Annotated in this window: 16 protein-coding genes and 1 pseudogene; 5 read left to right on the top strand and 12 right to left on the bottom strand. The window is 33.6% G+C overall.

Annotated features, from left to right (window positions below; all coding sequences use genetic code 11):
• Positions 1–157: 157 nt before the first annotated feature.
• Positions 158–1009: a LysR family transcriptional regulator gene (locus tag KA900_RS11605; RefSeq protein WP_107644015.1), complete on the bottom strand. Its 852-nt coding sequence runs from the start codon at positions 1007–1009 to the stop codon at positions 158–160.
• A 115-nt stretch (positions 1010–1124) separates the two neighbouring features.
• Here KA900_RS11605 and KA900_RS11610 point away from each other — a divergent pair, with 115 nt between their 5' ends.
• The gene (locus KA900_RS11610) at positions 1125–2201 is read left to right on the top strand and encodes an oxidoreductase (protein WP_210139657.1); all 1077 of its coding nucleotides are present in this window, start codon (positions 1125–1127) and stop codon (positions 2199–2201) included.
• A gap of 351 nt (positions 2202–2552) precedes the next feature.
• Here KA900_RS11610 and KA900_RS11615 read toward each other — a convergent pair whose 3' ends face one another.
• From KA900_RS11615 to KA900_RS11665, 11 genes are all read right to left on the bottom strand, one after another.
• Positions 2553–2885 carry a winged helix-turn-helix transcriptional regulator gene (locus KA900_RS11615; RefSeq protein ID WP_096808083.1) on the bottom strand — a complete coding sequence of 111 codons (333 nt, stop codon included), beginning with the start codon at positions 2883–2885 and terminating at the stop codon, positions 2553–2555.
• A 241-nt stretch (positions 2886–3126) separates the two neighbouring features.
• Positions 3127–3984, bottom strand: a complete 858-nt coding sequence (locus tag KA900_RS11620; protein WP_210139658.1) for an arginase family protein — start codon at positions 3982–3984, stop codon at positions 3127–3129.
• 286 nt (positions 3985–4270) lie between these two features.
• On the bottom strand, positions 4271–5689 hold the full coding sequence (locus KA900_RS11625; protein ID WP_096808081.1) for a sodium:solute symporter family protein: 1419 nt from the start codon (positions 5687–5689) through the stop codon (positions 4271–4273).
• 407 nt (positions 5690–6096) lie between these two features.
• Positions 6097–6486: a tautomerase family protein gene (locus KA900_RS11630; protein WP_210139659.1), complete on the bottom strand. Its 390-nt coding sequence runs from the start codon at positions 6484–6486 to the stop codon at positions 6097–6099.
• 128 nt (positions 6487–6614) lie between these two features.
• The gene (locus KA900_RS11635) at positions 6615–8114 is read right to left on the bottom strand and encodes a sodium:solute symporter family transporter (RefSeq protein WP_207572892.1); all 1500 of its coding nucleotides are present in this window, start codon (positions 8112–8114) and stop codon (positions 6615–6617) included.
• A gap of 17 nt (positions 8115–8131) precedes the next feature.
• The gene (locus KA900_RS11640) at positions 8132–9508 is read right to left on the bottom strand and encodes an LLM class flavin-dependent oxidoreductase (protein ID WP_210139660.1); all 1377 of its coding nucleotides are present in this window, start codon (positions 9506–9508) and stop codon (positions 8132–8134) included.
• 506 nt (positions 9509–10014) lie between these two features.
• Complete coding sequence (locus tag KA900_RS11645; RefSeq protein ID WP_210139661.1) at positions 10015–11502, bottom strand: aldehyde dehydrogenase family protein; 1488 nt, start codon at positions 11500–11502, stop codon at positions 10015–10017.
• Between the two features lie 117 nt (positions 11503–11619).
• Positions 11620–13266, bottom strand: a complete 1647-nt coding sequence (locus KA900_RS11650) for an alpha-keto acid decarboxylase family protein (RefSeq protein WP_210139662.1) — start codon at positions 13264–13266, stop codon at positions 11620–11622.
• A 153-nt stretch (positions 13267–13419) separates the two neighbouring features.
• Complete coding sequence (locus KA900_RS11655; protein ID WP_096808075.1) at positions 13420–13875, bottom strand: MarR family winged helix-turn-helix transcriptional regulator; 456 nt, start codon at positions 13873–13875, stop codon at positions 13420–13422.
• Positions 13876–14489: 614 nt separating this feature from the next.
• Entirely contained in the window at positions 14490–15671 is a 1182-nt protein-coding gene (locus KA900_RS11660; protein WP_210139663.1) for an NAD(P)-dependent malic enzyme, read from the bottom strand.
• Between the two features lie 30 nt (positions 15672–15701).
• On the bottom strand, positions 15702–17021 hold the full coding sequence (locus KA900_RS11665) for a 2-hydroxycarboxylate transporter family protein (protein ID WP_245339184.1): 1320 nt from the start codon (positions 17019–17021) through the stop codon (positions 15702–15704).
• Positions 17022–17036: 15 nt separating this feature from the next.
• Here KA900_RS11665 and KA900_RS11670 point away from each other — a divergent pair, with 15 nt between their 5' ends.
• The 4 genes and pseudogenes from KA900_RS11670 (at position 17037) to lrgB (ending at position 19358) form a co-directional block, all read left to right on the top strand.
• The gene (locus tag KA900_RS11670; protein WP_210139664.1) at positions 17037–17711 is read left to right on the top strand and encodes an IS6-like element IS257 family transposase; all 675 of its coding nucleotides are present in this window, start codon (positions 17037–17039) and stop codon (positions 17709–17711) included.
• 56 nt (positions 17712–17767) lie between these two features.
• Positions 17768–18097, top strand: a pseudogene (locus KA900_RS11675) (LytTR family transcriptional regulator DNA-binding domain-containing protein); the annotation flags it as partial.
• 119 nt (positions 18098–18216) lie between these two features.
• Positions 18217–18660, top strand: a complete 444-nt coding sequence (gene lrgA, locus KA900_RS11680) for an antiholin-like murein hydrolase modulator LrgA (protein ID WP_069821573.1) — start codon at positions 18217–18219, stop codon at positions 18658–18660.
• Positions 18657–19358 (top strand): antiholin-like protein LrgB, encoded by a 702-nt coding sequence (lrgB, locus tag KA900_RS11685; protein WP_002482419.1) that lies wholly within the window; start codon positions 18657–18659, stop codon positions 19356–19358. Before lrgA ends, lrgB begins: the two co-directional genes overlap by 4 nt.
• The last annotated feature ends 200 nt before the right edge of the window (positions 19359–19558 follow it).

Below are 19558 nucleotides of genomic sequence, written 5' to 3' on the forward strand. Positions count from 1 at the left end.
TTTTATTCAAAGGGCAATATCATCTTGATTGATTTTATTAATAAAATCACTTTCCAAAAACCATTATTTGTTAATATTCTCGTTTAATAATTATATAAATTATATTCCTTTCTTGTGTCTATTAATGTTTTAGTGATATCGTTTTATATTTACACTTTCAATACCATCTTTGAGCACAAGCTTTAATGGTTTCAATCATTGCTATTTCTGATGATGACAATGTTTTAGATTGATGATAGACCAAAAATGTCGCAATGCCTTTGTTATTTACATCTACTGCTTCTCCAGTAAATTGTTTACGCTCCAACTCTTTTTTTATTGAAAAATATGGGAAAATTGAAATACCTAATCCGTGTTCTACACATTGTTTAATCGCTTCAATGCTTTGAAATTCAAAGCTATCTTGTACGTCCCAAGAATTAATTTTAAAGTATTCTTTCAGCATTGGCTGATAACTGCAAAATTGGTCTGAGTATAACGCTGTATTTAAATTTTGCTTGCTATTACTATAAGCTAAAATCATTCTTTCAGTATTTAATTTTTCAATATAAAAAAGTTTATTTTGCCAATTTTCATTTTCTAATATAAGCGCTAAATCTATAACACCTTTTTGAAGGTGTGCTTTAATATCATTAGGTGCTACAGATTTCAAAGAAATTTGGACTTTAGGATAATTTTTTTTATACATTTCTAAAATTTCTGGTATTCTACATATCATTAAAGATTCAGATATACCTATAGTTAGTCGGCCTTTTGGTGCATCATCTAAATCCTCAATTTGATAGTAGATTTGTAGTAATTGCTTCACATAAGGTAATAATTTCTCACCATAATGAGTGAGCGTGACATGATTACCTAAGCGATTAAATAATTCGTGTTCAAGTTCTTCTTCTAAATTTTTTATATGTGTGGTTATAGTAGATTGAGCATAATCTAGTTGCTCCGCTGCTTCTTTAAAACCGCCATGTTCTACAATACATTTAAAAGTGATTAATTGACGAAATTCCATTTGTGTTCCTCCTTCAAAAATATTGAACAGATGATTCAATGATTTCAATTTTACTAAACTCATGACTAAAGTTAAAATGGATTTATTGAATTTATTAGAGGAGGTCAAGAACTGAATGTTTTTTCAACCATTAGATATTTTAAATGTTAAAAACAGAATAACTCTCGCACCTATGACACGTATTAGCGCCACATTAAACGGCATCCCTACATCTGAGATGTTGAATTATTATCGTTCTTTTGCTGAAGGTGGCTTTGGCTTAATAATTACTGAAGGTCTTTTTATAGATGAAACACATAGCCCTGGGTACCAACACCAACCTGGTCTTGTAACTCAAACCCAAATCGATGCTTGGAAAAATATCGTGGATGCAACACATAAAAACGGCTCTAAAATGATTGCTCAACTTATGCATGCTGGCGCGCTCGTACATGGTAACGCATTTGGTTATACGTCTGTCGGACCTTCTTCAATTGTGCCTAAAGGAGAAAAAAGCCCAATGTATAATGGCGAAGGTAAATATCCAACGCCTGAAGCTTTATCTGTTGATGGTATAAAGGATGTTGTACAAAGTTTTGTGAAAACTGCTAAAAATGCTCAATGTGCAGGATTTGATGGTATTGAAATCCACGCTGCAAATGGATATTTATTAGATCAATTTTTAACTACGTATACCAATCAAAGAAATGATGATTATGGCGGTTCATTAGAAAATAGAATCAGAATGATATTAGAAGTTATTACAGCTATTAAGTCAGAAGTCTCATCGGATTTTATCGTGGGTATCCGTATTTCTCAAAGTAAGGTAAATGATTTTGACTACAAATGGGAAGGTGGCGAAAAGGATGCTCAAGTTATTTTTGAAAATCTAGCTGACTCCGGCATTGATTATATCCATACAACAGAGTATAAAGCTTGGCAACCTGCTTTCAATGATAATACACTTTCGTTAGCTGCTCTCGCTAAACGTCATACTGATGTTCCCATTATTGCAAATGGGCATTTAGAGGATATTGAAACGGCCATAAGCATGCTTAAAAATAAAGAAGCTGATTTAATTGCGCTTGGTAAAGCTGCTTTAGCCAATCATACTTTGCCTCAAAAAATACATGCAAATCAATCTTTAAATGAGTTCAATCCAGATAAAGTTTTAAACCCTGACGCAACGCTTAAAGATTTTGAATTAAAATAATTTATTAATTATATGAAATTTTTCCAGTTTTAATATGGCATTTTTCATTGGTAAAAATTATTGCCATATAAGTTTGTTAAGTTTAATAAAGCGTGTTTTTTGAAGCGTTATCGACAGAAAGCGTTCAGTGTGCCGACCAAATTTTAACTCGTGATAATAAGCTATATTATACGCAAAGACAGTGAACTCACGTTATTAGTTAAACAACTATATATTTAATCAATTACAATATAAAGCCAGAGATATATTAGTTCTTTTTATCTCTGGCTTTTATAATTTAAGTGTCAAAAAAATTGATATAAATTAAAACGATACATAGTTAAATTTTAATACATTTCATTTTCATCCTATTTAATGATCTAGTCCCCACTCACATATGGTTTCTAAAATTGGGATTAAAGATTTGCCCTTTTCTGAAAGTGAATATTCTACTTTAGGTGGTATTTGTGGGTATTCTGTTCTAATTATAATGTCGTTTGCTTCCAATTCTTTTAACTGTGTACTTAATGTTTTATAAGTTATAGTACCTATCATTCTTTTCAGCGCGTTAAATCGAACCTTTTCATTTTCAGCTATTAAATAGAGAATTACCATTTTCCATTTACCACCGATAATAGACATTGTATAACCAAAAGGCGTATCGTCAATATTTTTTACTTTCCCATGAAATGCTTGCATACTCATTAAATCACCACCCATATACATTATTTTAACACTAAAGAAGGTTGAAACATAAATCATGTTTCAACCTTAAATATCGTATTAGCAGTAAACAATAAAAATGCAAATATACTTATATCCAACTTTTAAATAGACATTGATACAATAACTTCAGCTTTTGTATTCTTTTTTCCTACACATACTTGATGGATTGGAGTGAAGAAATCATTTTATAAAAATATGATTTCTATCCCTTCCTCTTTAGTTACTCATTTTTTAACAACGGTAATTTGCTCAATAGATGACGTAACGCGTTAGCATCCCAAGGCATATGTTCTATAATACCTAAACCAACGACACTGGTATGCTTAGAAACATCGTCAATGAGCCTGCCAATTTGCCCCAAATTCATTTCACCTTCAGCCCAGTTGATAGAAATTGGTTCTGGACTGGCAAAAATCTGGGAACGGAATCGGTTTGGATCCAATATATCGACATCAAAGTGAACGATTAAATGTCTAATACTGTTATCATTTATCCATTTTATAACAATATCACTATCTCCTTCAAAATCTTCAGGATATGCTACTTGGATGCCTAATGCTTCAATCCGTTCAGCCTCATAATCTTTTGGCTTAATACCAGCTAACATAACATTTTGAGGTTTCAATGGCATTTTCACTTTGTCAGCAAATGCTTGATCTCCTTCTCCTAACAAATTACCTAATACCATTGTATTGGCATTTTCCATTTCTTTCGGGGATGAAATATCCCCATGCGAGTCTATCCATAACACACCGACATCCCCACCATAACGTTCATTAAGATAAGCATAAGGTGCTTGTCCAACTAAACAGTCACCACCAAATATTACAATATTATCTGGTTGATGTTGCTCTATTAAATGTTCTGCTGATTGCAATTGTTTTAATAGTGCCTGACGTGCAACTACACCTTCCTCAGTTTTTAATAATTCAGGGTCTGATTCTATAGGTACCTCTACTAAAGGGTCATCGCTTTTTGGCGCTAACCACGATAAGAGTTCTGCTCCTAAAGCATATCCTGCCTCATTATTTCCACCTTGCCACTGTGGCATCAACATACGTAAAGTACTATTAGCCATTGTTCTTTCTCCCCTTTTCATATTTCGTTATTGATTATCTTAACCTACCTTTATTATATTACTCATATAATTTGATGTAAGTATGCACTTTTATGCCACCTACTATCTTAAATGATAGTAGACCCATTTTGAGTTATTCGCTTTTTTAAAATTGAATAGGAAAAAGCGTTCAATTATGTCTATCTAACAATATTGAACGCTTTAAGTATATGAATGCATATGTGCTATTTAATTTTTAGATTTTATATAATGAATTTCCGTTCAAATCTATAATTTATAGGGTACCTTAAACACGAACGTAATCTTTCTTTCCAAATAATGTTACAAGTAATAATATTATAGTTGAAAGCGGCAGTCCAATTAAGATTGGATGGAGGCCAAACGGATGACCAAGCAATTGCCAAACGACTGCCGATATCAGTCCACTCCACATTGATATATTACCTGCCATTTTTGAAGGTTTTTGCCAAAACAATCCAAAAACTACAGGCGCTAGCAAACCTGACACGGACATCGCAGTGCCTGTGACCATAAGATCTACTAACCCAGGAATCATGAGGGACAACACTAAAGCAATCACAGATACGATTAAAACCGAGATTTTGCTATATAATAGCATTTTCGTTTGACTAAAACTTTTAACGTTTGGTTTTATAATATCGTTAGCAATCGATGAAGCACCTGCAATAAAGAAGGAATCAGCACTTGAAATGACTGCTGCTAATAATACTATAATCATGATTACGACTACAGGAAATGGAAATACTTCTTGAATAACATGATAATAGACCAATGGTGTTTCAGTTATATTTAAATTCAAACCAAACTTACTATATACACCAATAAATACAGTCATGGCGCCTAATAACACAGCTATAATCATCGAAATCCAGTAACCATTTCTTGCCGTTTTCAAATTTTTGGCCACCCAAATACGTTGCCAAACATCTTGTCTTATAAATTGATAAAACGCTAATGTTAAAAGATAGATTAAAATTTCATTAGGCGTAATATTAAGAAAATCTAACATTTGATTTTGGTTACTATTTTGAGCGTTGGCTTGAATACTACTCCAACTTCCTGAATAATAAATCACCACAAAAAATAACACTACAATACCAACCGTAAGTATGAGACCTTGAACAACATCTTGCCAAACGACCGCTTTTAAGCCGCCCAAATACGTTTTTATCGTTAGCAAAATCCATCCTATTATAATTCCAGTTGTCATATTTAGTCCCGTCGTTAAATTTAAAATAGAAGCAATCGCAACAAACTGCATGCCTGTCATCGCACAATAAGCAAAAAGGAAACTAAGCACCGTAGGGATACGTGCTGATTCCCCGTAGCGAAGTGCCGTATAGTCACCGATTGTTACCATATTATGTTGTTCTCCTAATAGCCTGATGCGTTTCAAGAAAAATACAGCAAGGACAATAACCGCACTTATCATAGTGATATGAATCCACTGTTGTCCCATACCTAATGTATATCCATTTTCCATATAGCCTAATAACGTAGCTCCTCCGACGCCCGTGCTAACGAATGTTAAAATCAATGGAATAATGGAGACAGTCCTGCTCGCCATATTATAGTCATCATACGTTTTAATTTTTCTTTTTATGTATAAAGACATGAGCATTAAAAAAATAAAATAAACCGTGATAATTAAACCTAAAGTAAATTGTTCACTACTATTAAACACTACAATTTCACCTCATAAATATATTACAATAGTTAAACCTATTGTTACTTTTACTTAAATTAAACTTTACTTAAATCTGTATGATTAAAGTCGCCTTTATACTATTGAACTTTTCTTTAAAAAAGTCAACATCATGTATTCTAAATTTTAAAAATACTCTAATTTTATTTATTAATAATTTAATATTCACAGATATTATATTGAGTAGAAATACCTTTACTAATGTTAATTTATGAAAATATGCATACAAAATTTTAACCGCCAACAATGTAATTTTAATTGTTGGCGGCTTGTTGTATAAGGTTCTTTTCCTAGATTACTACACGTTGAATTAATTTTTGAAAGGCTTACATCGCATGATATCGTTACTTAATGCTTCACCTATATTGAAATTAAGTTTTCTCATATTATAAATCGCCTGTAAGGAATTGGGCTTTACCATTGAAAAAACTCCAGTCTTCATCCGTATTTTCAACGAGACTAATCATTATATCTTCTTTACGTATATTTAATGATTCATTTAATGCTTCTGCTAACTTTTTATAAAACTCAATTTTTTGATTCTTTGTTCTAGGCCTTGTAATTATAGTAAATACAATCACATGTTCCGTTCTAGAAACACCTAAACCTGTATCTAGTACTTGCATTTCATAATCCTCATGTTGGTTAACAATCTGATATCTGTCACCAATTGGCGCTTGAAATGCGTCTAACATTACATCATAAGTGATATCTAAAATACGTTTAATTTCTTCCTTTTCTCTACCTTTAATCATATCTAATTTTATTAGTGGCATATGCATTCTCCTTTAAAATAATTCGTCTATCTATTTATCTGTATATGCAATTTTCAATACAATGATTACTGCAATAAACATTCCTATAAATCCGTACAACCATATTGTTAGCATTTCATTAACAAACATTAATTATTACCTTCTTCTATAGCATATTTTTTATTATCTTTAACCTTAATTACAAATGAAGCAATTGTAATCGTTGCTATACCTATAAATGTTGCTACTGCACCTGCTGACATAGTACTTGGGATAATCCCTCCAAAATAAATAATTAAGTACGAACCTAAGCCTACAAACATAGACATTTCTGCAGCTCTAGCTGGCGCTTTATGCTTGGCATAAATAGCATGTAAAATAGGCCCTAAAGTTCCGGCAGCAATACCCGATATACCGATCCACATAATATCACTCATGTGTTTTGGAGGTTGTAATACTAATAAAAATGATAACAAACCGACAACAGGCACACTGATTTTACTAATTTGAAATGCAATTTTATTGGCTTTTGCCTCACTAACGTTAACAATTTTTCTTTTAACCAAAAATTTCAAAAAGATATCGTTCGCGAAAACTGTGGAAATAGATACAAATAAGCCATCTGTTGTTGACATAGCTGCTGCCAATATAACCACGCCAAAAAGTGCTACAATCACTGCTGGGAAAGCCCAAATAATATATTCAAGAAGCGCTAAATCTGAAGTTTCAATACTATTACCAAGTGCTACACGACTGAATACGCCCCCGAACAATACTAATAAGCAAAGACCGGTCACAATAACATACGTGTTGATCATTTTTCCTAAGTCTTTTTCATTTTTAAGACCTAATATCTTATTAAATAAATGAGGCGCAGAAGCAAACGCCCATTGTATGATGATAGCACCTAAAACCATGCTAAAAGAGTTAAAATGTACAGAGTCTGGATTAAACACTTTAACTAAATTTTCATTTTGATTACCTAGATTATGAACGATACCAGAGAACGTACTTGTAATACTTCCTTTCCAAAAGATGACAACACCAGAAACAAAGACCACTACACCTGCAATTGCCATAATGATAACTTGTATAGCATCCGTATAAATATCAGCAAGCGCGCCTCCAACGTAAACGTACAATACAACGATAACTGCGATAAAAACAAGTCCACCAAAGTATGACATACCCAGTAAATATTCAAAAATCCTTGCGCCTGCAACAAACTGACTAGCGATATAGAAAATATTAAATAGTAAGATAATACCCGTACCTACACGTAAAATATCACTATTATAGAAGTCCCCCAACCAATCTGGAAGCGATAAAGATTTTTGCTTTGTATTCAATTTTCGTACTTTTTTAGCGACCATTAACACACCTGTGGGTCCACCGATAAACATGGCTAAAAATAGCCATAAGTTATTTAGTCCCCATTCATAAGACCAACCAGGATAACCTAAAAAAGTTGCTGCACTTAAATAAGTTGCTGCAAATGATAATCCGAGTACTCTAGGGCCAATAGCGCCGCCCCCAGTTGCAAAGTCAGCAATATTTTTCATTTTACGAGCGCTCACATAACCAACAGCAATCATGACTACCATAAATAATATAAAACCTATCCATGTGTAAAGAGAAATTGCATCCATTCGCTTTTACTCCTTTTTTAATTTATATGTGCATTTTTATTATTTTTTGCTGGATGATTTTCTTTTATTGTTTTATGACCTTTGCCAAACATATGCTCACGAAGTGTGCTTCCTTCATACTCTGTTCTATATAAACCTCTCTTTTGTAATTCAGGAATAACCTCATCAACAAACTCTTCAAATGTGCCCGGAGAATAACTCTGAGCGATATTAAAGCCAGCCGCTCCACCCTCAATCGCCCATGTTTCAAATTGATTTGCTACTTGTTCTTTCGTTCCTATAAATTTAACCGTGCCATTTCCAAGTCCGTGGTTTTTCACAGCTTCTCTTAAGGTCCATTTATAGTTTGGGTCTTTAGTATAAATATTAAGATTACCTTGCATGGCTTCGGTCTCAATGTCTTCTATATACTGGTCTGGGTCATATTCAGAAAAATCAATGCCTGTGTGGCCACTTAATAATGAAGCTGAGCCTTCGTAACTGATGTGTTCTGTTAATGCTCTATATTTTTGATAGGCTTTTTCTTCAGTTTCTCCAATAATAGGAAGCACCATAGGAAAAACCAAAAGATCTTCCTTATTTCTTCCGTATTTTTCTGCTCTTGTGTGTATATCATTGACATAGTTTTTTAATGATTCTAATGAAGTATGTTTTGTGAAAACCGCTTCTGCATGTTTAGCTGCAAATGTTTTACCTTTTTCTGAAGCGCCTGCTTGAAATAATACGGGCGTTCTTTGTGGAGACGGTTCAACCAAATGAGGCCCAGGAACACTAAAAAATTCACCTTCATGGTTAATTTTATGTACCTTGTTAGCATATGCATATATATCACTTTCTTTATCATTAACAACTGAGCCATCTTCCCAACTATCTTCCCAAAGTTTATAAACAACCTGGAGGAATTCATCTGCTCTATTGTACCTTAAGTCTTTTGGCAACCTTTCTTTAAGACCTAAATTAATGGCTTCACTTTCTAAGTAAGAAGTTACAACATTCCAACCTAATCGCCCATTTGTTAAGTGGTCTAATGTAGATAATTGTCTAGCTAAACTATAAGGTTTCGCATATGTGGTAGATATTGTTGGCGCAAATCCAATATGTTTTGTAACGGCAGCCATAGCAGAAATAATAGGTATTGGATCATGCGCAGGCAGCTGAACTGCATGTCTAATTGCAGCATCACTCGATCCATTATAAACACTATACGTTCCTAATACGTCTGCAATAAATATAGAATCAAATTTGCCTCTTTCTAATGTTTGTGCAATATCTGTCCAATAATCTAATTGATTATGATTCGCGCCTTGATCTTTTTCATGTTTCCATAATCCAGATGAATGTGGAGACGGAGAGTTTTGCACGAATCCGTTAAAATGTATCTGCTTGTTTGGCATATGTTATTCCTCCTATATTGTAGTTGTTTTTATCATTTATACTCATTGTTGAGGGGATATAAAGATCAGGAATGACTTTATTCATTTTCTATAACAAATTTTTAATAAATAGAATTTTCTGAAAATATCTATGCTAGTTAATATAGCTAAAATTATATACGACGTCAATATTAAAATTATAATTTCTATAAGAATAGTCGGGTTTTATGGTATATGACTTTTATTTTAATAACAGATAATGAAAGTTAATAAGCGCATCATACTTACTGAAGCGATGCCCATTACAGGAAGTGATTCCTTGGTTGATAGCAACCATATATAAACATTAAAATTCGTGAAAATAAATTTTTAATTTGAAATGATGAGCGCCCGCTTTTATAAAAATTTTTAGCTATTAAAAAGGAGGGACCGCAATACGGCCCCTCCTTTTAATTGTATTTATCACAATAAACACCCATATTAAATTTATCTAGATATACATATGTGTGGTATAAGTTTTGGTCATTTTAATATAAGCCTTTAAGTTCATTGCTTGTATCAATAAATATATTTTTAACTTGTTGATAATTACTCAATGCTTCTTTATATGTTTCACGCCCGATTCCTGATTTTTTATAACCACCAAATGGTGCACCTTCAGGCACTTGGTTATACGTATTAATCCAGATTCGACCTGTTTTTACAGCTTTCGCAATATTTAATGCACGGTTAATATTTTGTGAAAACACGCCTCCTGCTAGACCGTATTCAGAATCGTTAGCGATTTTAATTGCTTCTTGGTCGTCTTTCACTTTGATAATCGTTAACACTGGTCCAAATATTTCTTCTTGTGCCAATTTATGATCATTATCGTTAACTGCTATTAATGTCGGTTCTAAGAAATAACCTTTATCTAAACCATTACGCGTTATACGTTTACCGCCAGTTAAAATGTCAGCGTTAGATTTTTCTGCATAGTCAATATAAGACTGGATTTTTTCCAATTGCTCTTGGCTCGTTTGACTGCCCATTTGCGTATTTTCATCTAATGGGTCGCCAACCTTAATATTTGAAAATGCTTCTTTCAGTCTTGAAATTAATTCATCATAGATGCCTTCTTGGACGAGTAAGCGTGATCCAGCACTACATACTTCTCCTTGGTTAAATAAAATGCCTAGTTGTATACCTTCAACCGCTAAATCTAAGTTTGCGTCATCCAGAATCATGTTGGCACTCTTACCACCGAGTTCTAACGTTGCAGGAACAATACGTTTTGCCCCAGCTTCAGCTACTTGATATCCCACATTGGTTGAGCCAGTAAATGATAATTTATCCACACCTTCATGGTTGAAAATGGCATTTCCTGATTCTGAACCTTTACCCGTTACGATATTAACGACGCCTTTAGGTAAAATCTCTTGGAAAATCTTACCTACCGCTAATAAGCTTAAAGGTGTAGAGGAAGACGGTTGAATCACAATTGTATTACCTGCTGCAATAGCCGGCGCAATCTTCCACGCTGCTAATAACATTGGGAAGTTCCAAGCTACAACGGCGCCTACCACACCTATAGGTTCATGACGTACAATACTCATTGTATCTTTATCAATATCATTAACTGAACCTTCATGTGTCTCGATAACGCTTGCAAAGTAATTAAAATGTTTTGCAGCATACGGTATATCAATGCCTGCCGTTTCACGAATCGGTTTACCGTTATTTAACGTTTCAATCGTAGCAATTTTGTCTTTATTTTCCATTATTTTATCGCTAATTTTTCTTAATAAATTAGCGCGTTCTGTTTTAGATGTTAAACGCCAAGATTCAAATGCTTCCTGTGCTGCTGCCACAGCTTTATCTATGTCTGCGTCATTAGCTTTTGCAATACTTGATAGTGTTTCCCCTGTGGCTGGATTTACAGCTTCCAACGTTTCACCACTGTCACTATTAACAAACTCGCCATTTATAAATAAACCATAAGTCTCATCAATATAATCTTTACTATTTACTGTCATTAAAATCTCTCCTTTGTTTAAATGCTTTTTGCAGTAATACTTATTTAGATTACTATGATACTAATGATATCATATTATTATAACTTAAAAGAAAGCGCTTATTAAATTTTTAAATTCTTAATTATTTTGGTTTGCAAAAGCTTTAGCAATTTCATTGAGTTTTGCTGGTGCATCGTGTACATCCATATGAACTTCTACAAAGTGCATAATATTCGGAGTGTCATCAATATCTTTTAATGTTTTTTCTAATTCAATACTTGTTGTTACATTGTGTATTTTGACATCATCTTCTTTCATACCAAATACAAATGGTAACATTTTATAATCCCACATATTTATATCATTGTATGATGCTGTTTCGCCATGAATTTTACGCTCAACAGTGTAACCATCATTATTCACTACAAATATAACTGGTTTTAAGCCTTCACGAATCATTGTTGATAACGCTTGAACCGTTAATTGTAACGAGCCATCACCAATTAACAACAAATTTCGGCGTTGTTTATCTGCAATTTGTGTACCGAGCGTTGCAGGCATTGTGTAACCAATTGATCCCCACAACGGTTGACCAATAAATTTATTTTCTTTATACAAGGTTAAATCGTACGCACCAAAGAAAGATGTACCTTGCTCTGCAAGAATGATGTCCTTGGGTTTTATAAAACTTTGCATTAATTTGAAATAAGTTGATTGTGTTAATGGATGATCAATTAATTCAATTTCTTTATGTTCGGAAACGTGATAATGTGGATAATTTACATCACTGACATAATCCATTTCTAACAACCCTTCTAAGAGGTCTGTCAGTCTCACCTCTTCTGCATGTAATGCATCCACTTTGAAATTGTGATGGTTAATCATAATCACATCATCTAAATTAAATTGATATGAGAAACCTGCCGTTGCAGAGTCTGTGAGTTTAGCGCCAATATTTAAAATAACATCACTACCATTTACATATGATTTGATTGGCTCGTCTGAAATCTCACCATCATATATGCCCATATAGTAATCATTTTGTTCGTTAAACGCACCTTTACCAAGGGATAATTGTGCGACTGGAATGTGCGTTTGATTAACAAATTGTTCAAGTGCTTCATGTAAATCAAAACTATTAATTTCATGTCCTGCAATAATTAATGGCTGTTTTGCAGTTTTCAATTTATCTTCTATTCTTTTAATATAGCTAGAAACATCTTGTTTTTCCGGCGTTACATAACAGTACGGCTTTTCTACTTCAATCTTTTGGGCTGCAACATCAATAGGTAGATGCATATGAACCGGGCGTTTTTCATTTAATGCTGCATCAATTAATCGTGGTATTTCAACTTGTGCATTTTCAGGTGTAATATATCCTTGGGCTGTTGTAATGTGTTTGTACATTTTACGATAATCGTCGAAAGTGCCTTCACCCAATGAATGGTGCACATATTTACCAGCTTTTTCGACTTCGCGAGTCGGTGCACCTGTAATTGCTATGACAGGCACACGCTCCGCATAAGCTCCTGCTATACCATTTACAGCGCTGAGTTCACCTACACCAAATGTTGTAACCATAGCGCTAATACCTTTCATTCTTGCGTAACCGTCTGCAGCATAACTCGCATTTAATTCATTTGTATTACCTACCCAATCCATGTCATCACGATGGATAATGTCATCTAAAAAGGTAAGGTTAAAATCTCCAGGTACTCCAAAAACTTTATCAACGCCTACAGCACTAATCGCGTCCATTAAATATTGTCCTACGCGTTTTTGCATTAATCATTTCCCCTTTTTCTCTTTATTTCTTACATTGCAAATATAACGCGATTAATAATAAAGGTCAACAATGTTGACTTAATTATCGTGAATTTTCCTTTTCAAATAAAAAAACATAGTGACGCCCCACTATGTTTTAAAAATTAATTTTATTTATTTTTTTACATCATCTTTTAGATATTTTACTTCCTGAAATCCTGTACGATAAGAAGCAAATGCTTCCATAATTGCATACCAATCATTACCAACTTTTTTTTGAATATCTCTAAACAAATCGTTTTGTGCTTTATTTAATTCATGAACTAATTTCGTACCTTTTTCTGTAGGATAGAGTGCTTTAACACGCTTATCCGCTTCGGTTTGTTTTTCGATAATAAATGCTTCATCCTTCAATTTTTTCAATGTTGCATGGCTACCTTGTTTAGAAATTTCCATACTTTTCAAGAGATCTTTAATTGTAATACCCGGCGCTTTTTCGATAAAAAATAAAAATCTATGGTGTTGTCTATTCAAACCATATTCTTCGATTATTTCATCTGCTGTATTTACAAAGGTTTTATATGCAAAGTAAAACAACAAATTTTCATAATCGTTATTATTTTCTTCCATAATTCACATTCCTTTTTGATTGTTATTTATCTTTTAATTATTTAAATCATAATGTAATAACTATGATTAAATGCACACGTACGATATGCGTCGCTCAGCTAATAATAGCCAAATGTGCTGATACGCTAAGATATAGCCTATAACTGTTACTGTTTTGGTCGATAAAATGATAACTGTCTATTTAGTATATGCTTAATTTTATCATAACTTATATTAACTGATAATAACTTTAAACAATCGTACATGTACGTTCAGACATCACGCCCAATCATTATACACGGCTATGATATGCTTTTTTAAATTTGAATTTCACTTATTTAGAAGGTGATTACAACTTGGATACGGCTCCCTCATTTATAAGTGACATCTTTTATAAGTTATTTCAATATCATCCGACCAATGATACTATGCTTTTGCATATCATATGAGTGTTTTTACGATTAAATATAAAAGGTTAAGTGAACCATTATTTCTCTTAAAAAATTGTATGGAAGTTGAACAATTATAAAAGGAATGACTCATACTTAATTTCAGTAGCAGCCATCCTTTCTTTGTGCAATTGTGGTGATTTATAAAAAGCAACCAACTCTAGCGTTTTTCATATCAACTTTACGTTATATCAATACTTTCTCTCCATTTTTCGCATGATGCTTAACCGCTCCTGCTACCTCATGAGCAACATGTGGATTTAATGCATGTGGAATGACAAAATCCGGTGTTAGTTGCTCCTCCCCTATGGTGTCAGCAATTGCCTTAGCCGCCGCTATTTTCATATCTGTGGTGATTTCATTTGCATGTGCGTCTAACACACCTCTAAAAATACCAGGAAAAGCTAATAAATTATTGATTTGGTTCGGGTAATCTGAACGCCCTGTACCAACAATAGCCGCACCAGCTCCAACTGCTTCTTCTGGGTATATTTCTGGCGTTGGATTTGCTAATGCAAAAATAATCGGATTATCATTCATCGATCTTACATGTGCTTCCGTTAAAGCTTTTGGACCTGACACACCAATAAATACATCTGCATTTTGTATAACATCATCTAATGTCCCCTTTTGGTCATCGGGGTTTGTACAACTTGCAATATTTTGTTGCGCTTTGTTCATCCATGTTTCTGCTTTGTTCAAGACGCCCTCTAGACTAACCAGCGTAATGTCTTTATACCCAGCTTCTAACAATAACTTAGCAATTGCGATACCCGCTGAACCTGCACCATTAATAATAATTTTTGCATAATCACTTTCTTTTTGAACAACTTTCAGTGCATTAATTAACGCTGCAAGTACAACGATAGCTGTGCCATGTTGATCATCATGAAACACTGGAATATCTAGCTCATCAATCAATCTTTTTTCAATTTCAAAACAACGTGGCGCAGCTATGTCTTCTAGATTAATCCCTGCAAAATTAGGCTGTAATGCTTTTATAATAGATATAATTGCTTCAGTATCTTTTGTATCTAAAGATATAGGAAATGCGTCTACATTTGCGAGTTGTTTAAATAAAATACTTTTACCTTCCATAACTGGTATAGCTGCTTTCGGACCAATGTCTCCTAATCCAAGTACAGCCGTGCCATCCGTAATTACGGCAATCATATTACCTCGTGCGGTCAATGTATTTGCTTTTGTTTCATCTTTGGTAATGGCTTTACATACTTCAGATACCCCTGGCGTATATACGACACTCAAATCTTGTTCAGTGTTAACCTCTACGCTACTTGTAATCTCTATTTTACCTGAATGTTCATGATGTAAAGTGATTGGATCTATATTTTCATTTCTCTCTGACATGTTAGTGACCCCTTATATATTTATTATGATTTAACTTAAAATTTTCAATAAAAATGTTGCTATGATAACCGTTGAAACGCCACCTATCCTTGTCGCAACTTGTGCAAATGGCATGAGCGCCATACGTTTAGACGCTGATAATATGGCTACATCCCCGGTACCGCCTAGACCACTATGACAACCTGTGACAATAGCAGCATCTACCGGGTACATTTTCATCAATTTACCTACAAAATAACCTGAAATAATCATCGTTAATACAACTGAAGCACATATCACCACGTATGCTGGCGTTACAATTTTAACAACGTCTTCTAAAGGTATGTACAACATCCCAAGACCTACCATTAATGGCCACGTCAAACTTGTAGAGACAAATTTATATAAATTATGTGCGCCATTCTCCATTTTATGAGGCATGACTTTCAAACATTTAATCAACGTTGCAAATAGAATCATAATAACTGGGCCCGGTATACCAATGAATTTTTGACCAAGTGTGCCAACAATAAAGAAACTACAAGCAATCAGCAACCCTGCTCCCATAAGTGAGAAATCAATTACTTTATCTTTTTCTTTTTTATTGTCTATACTTTCCTCAGTGCTTTCAGATTTTACTAGTTTTCCATTGCCAGAAAGTTTTGTATATTTTTCTCCTACGCGCATCATAACGCCTGCAGTAACAACTGCGAATATATTACCAATTACGGCTGCTGGAATCATTTGAGAAACGAATGATTCAGCTGAGTCTCCTAATATAGATGAATACGCAATGGATAAGGGTAGAATCCCTTCACCGATACCACCACCAATAATAGGAACAACGATATAAAATAATGTGTGTTTTATATCATAACCTAACAATAAACCAACAAATAAACCTGCAGTAACTGCTAGAACTGTTCCCGCTAGCAAAGGCACAAACATACGCGTAAATCCTTGAATTAATACTTTGCTATTCATACCTAAAATACTTCCAACTACTAAACAAGAAATATAGAAATATAAGAAGTTAGACGTCTTCATCAACGTCGTAACCGCTTCCATAGAAGTCGAATGAATCACATCCAAAAAGACTAAAATAGATGGGACAAGCAAGGCCAAAATAGCTGGCCCACCGATATCTTTTAAAATCGGTATTTTTTGGCCAAGGTCTCCTAGTAAAATACCTAAAATCATGATTACAGCAAATCCTCCAATCATGTCTGCAGGTAATGTATTATATATAGAAGCAACGAATATAATTGCAGCTAAAATTAAATAAAGTGGTAATGGCAATACACCTACTTTAATATTAATTAACTTTTTTGGTTCTGTTGCAAAGTTGAATTTATAGTATAATTTTAACAAAAAGGAGTCTTCTGTATGAACTATTTCAGATATAAACAATTTAACAAGGATGTTATCACTGTAGCCGTTGGCTACTATCTAAGATATGCATTGAGTTATCGTGATATATCTGAAATATTAAGGGAACGTGGTGTAAACGTTCATCATTCAACGGTCTACCGTTGGGTTCAAGAATATGCCCCAATTTTATATCGAATTTGGAAGAAAAAGCATAAAAAAGCTTATTACAAATGGCGTATTGATGAGACGTACATCAAAATAAAAGGAAAATGGAGCTATTTATATCGTGCCATTGATGCAGAGGGACATACATTAGATATTTGGTTGCGTAAGCAACGAGATAATCATTCAGCATATGCGTTTATCAAACGTCTCATTAAACAATTTGGTAAACCTCAAAAGGTAATTACAGATCAGTCACCTTCAACGAAGGTCGCAATGGCTAAAGTCATTAAAGCTTTTAAACTTAAACCTGACTGTCATTGTACATCGAAATATCTGAATAATCTCATTGAGCAAGATCACCGTCATATTAAAGTAAGAAAGACAAGATATCAAAGTATCAATACGGCAAAGAATACTTTAAAAGGTATTGAATGTATTTACGCTCTATATAAAAAGAACCGCAGGTCTCTTCAGATCTACGGATTTTCGCCATGCCACGAAATTAGGCATATGTTAGCCAGTTAAGGGAACAACGACATGATAAAATAGTAATTAGCTATATTTTTTTAACTTTGCAACAGAACCAAGTGCTCCCTATTGAGGTAAATGAACGCATTCATATTATTAACTTAGATGATATTATTGCAGTTTCGGTCAATAATGGTATTACTACAATCAATACAACACTCGACGATTTCGAAACTTCAGAGCCTTTGAGTCATTATGAAAAGAAAATTGAAACGCAAAATTTCATGCGTATCCATCGTGCAACATTAATTAATAAATCCCATATTCAAACCATTGAACATTGGTTCAATTATACGTATCAACTTACCATGACAAATCAATTAAAGTTTCAAGTTAGCCGCTCCTATATGAAAACTTTCAAACAAATGATGGGGCTTAATTGATAGTCACATTTCAATTTATGCATTTCAGCTCTAACGTGTCGTAAGTCACATCAAAAACGCCCATCGTAATCGCTTTCATTTTATAATTAACTCAAGATCATTTTTGGAGGCAATTTTAAATGGGAGTAGAAAAAGAACAACGCAAAACGCACAATAAAATCTCTAAAACATATAATTTTTTCCATCAAGCGCTTGTTATAGCGATTATTATGTTTATTTCAAACATCATCGAAAGTTTCATGCCGGTGCCAATGCCAGCTTCAGTAATAGGACTTGTCCTATTATTTATTGCTTTATGTACTGGTATTGTAAAACTTGGCCAAGTAGAAACTGTTGGAACCACATTAACGAATAACATTGGTTTCTTATTCGTACCAGCAGGTGTTTCAGTCATTAATTCATTAGGCGTATTAAGCACAAGTCCAATCCTAATTATATTATTAATTATCATTTCAACATTGCTCTTGTTGTTATGTACAGGATTTTTATCTCAGTTGCTTATTACAAAATCCTTTATTCCGAAAAATTCAAAACAAAAAAAATTGGCGGAGGATAAATTATGATTGAACATTTAGCGATTAATACACCTTATTTTGGTATTCTACTATCACTTATACCTTTTATCATCGCAACTTTTTTATTTAAAAAGACAAATGGCTTTTTCTTGTTCACACCATTGTTTGTCAGCATGGTCGTCGGCATTGCCTTTTTAAAATTAACTGGTATTGATTACGCAAATTATAAAATCGGTGGCGATATCATTAATTTCTTCTTAGAACCAGCAACAATATGTTTCGCTATACCTTTATATAAACGTCGCGATGTCTTGAAAAAATATTGGAAACAAATCCTAGGGGGCATCACATTAGGTACAACTGCTGCACTTGTTTGTATCTATCTTATCGCCGAAGCATTCCAATTTTCTAATGGCATCATAGCATCTATGTTACCTCAAGGTGCGACAACTGCCATTGCATTACCCGTATCTGCAGATATCGGCGGCATCAAAGAGTTGACATCACTAGCAGTTATTTTAAATGGTGTGATTATATATGCTTTAGGATCTAAATTAATTAAGTTATTTAATATAACAAATCCTATTGCACGTGGTTTAGCACTTGGTACAAGTGGCCATTCGTTAGGTGTTTCTTCTGCACAAGAATTTGGTGAAACTGAAGCATCTATGGCATCTATTTCTCTAGTTATTGTTGGTGTGATTGTTGTAATCGTAGCTCCAATATTAGCAACATTATTATTATAATTTAATAACCCCGCACACGTATAAAGTTAAATGACGTGTGCGGGGTTATTTTTTAAAAACTTAAATCTATACACGTATATTTTCTTACCTTACTGCACCCATTACAATTTAACCGCTAACTATATACTATTTTTATAATTTATCAGAAAATTTAAATTACCTATTTTCATATCCTTGTAATCTGATAAGTTTTATTGTAT

It is taken from the genome of Staphylococcus sp. GDY8P120P (genome assembly GCF_017892065.1).
Lineage (GTDB): Bacteria > Bacillota > Bacilli > Staphylococcales > Staphylococcaceae > Staphylococcus > Staphylococcus nepalensis.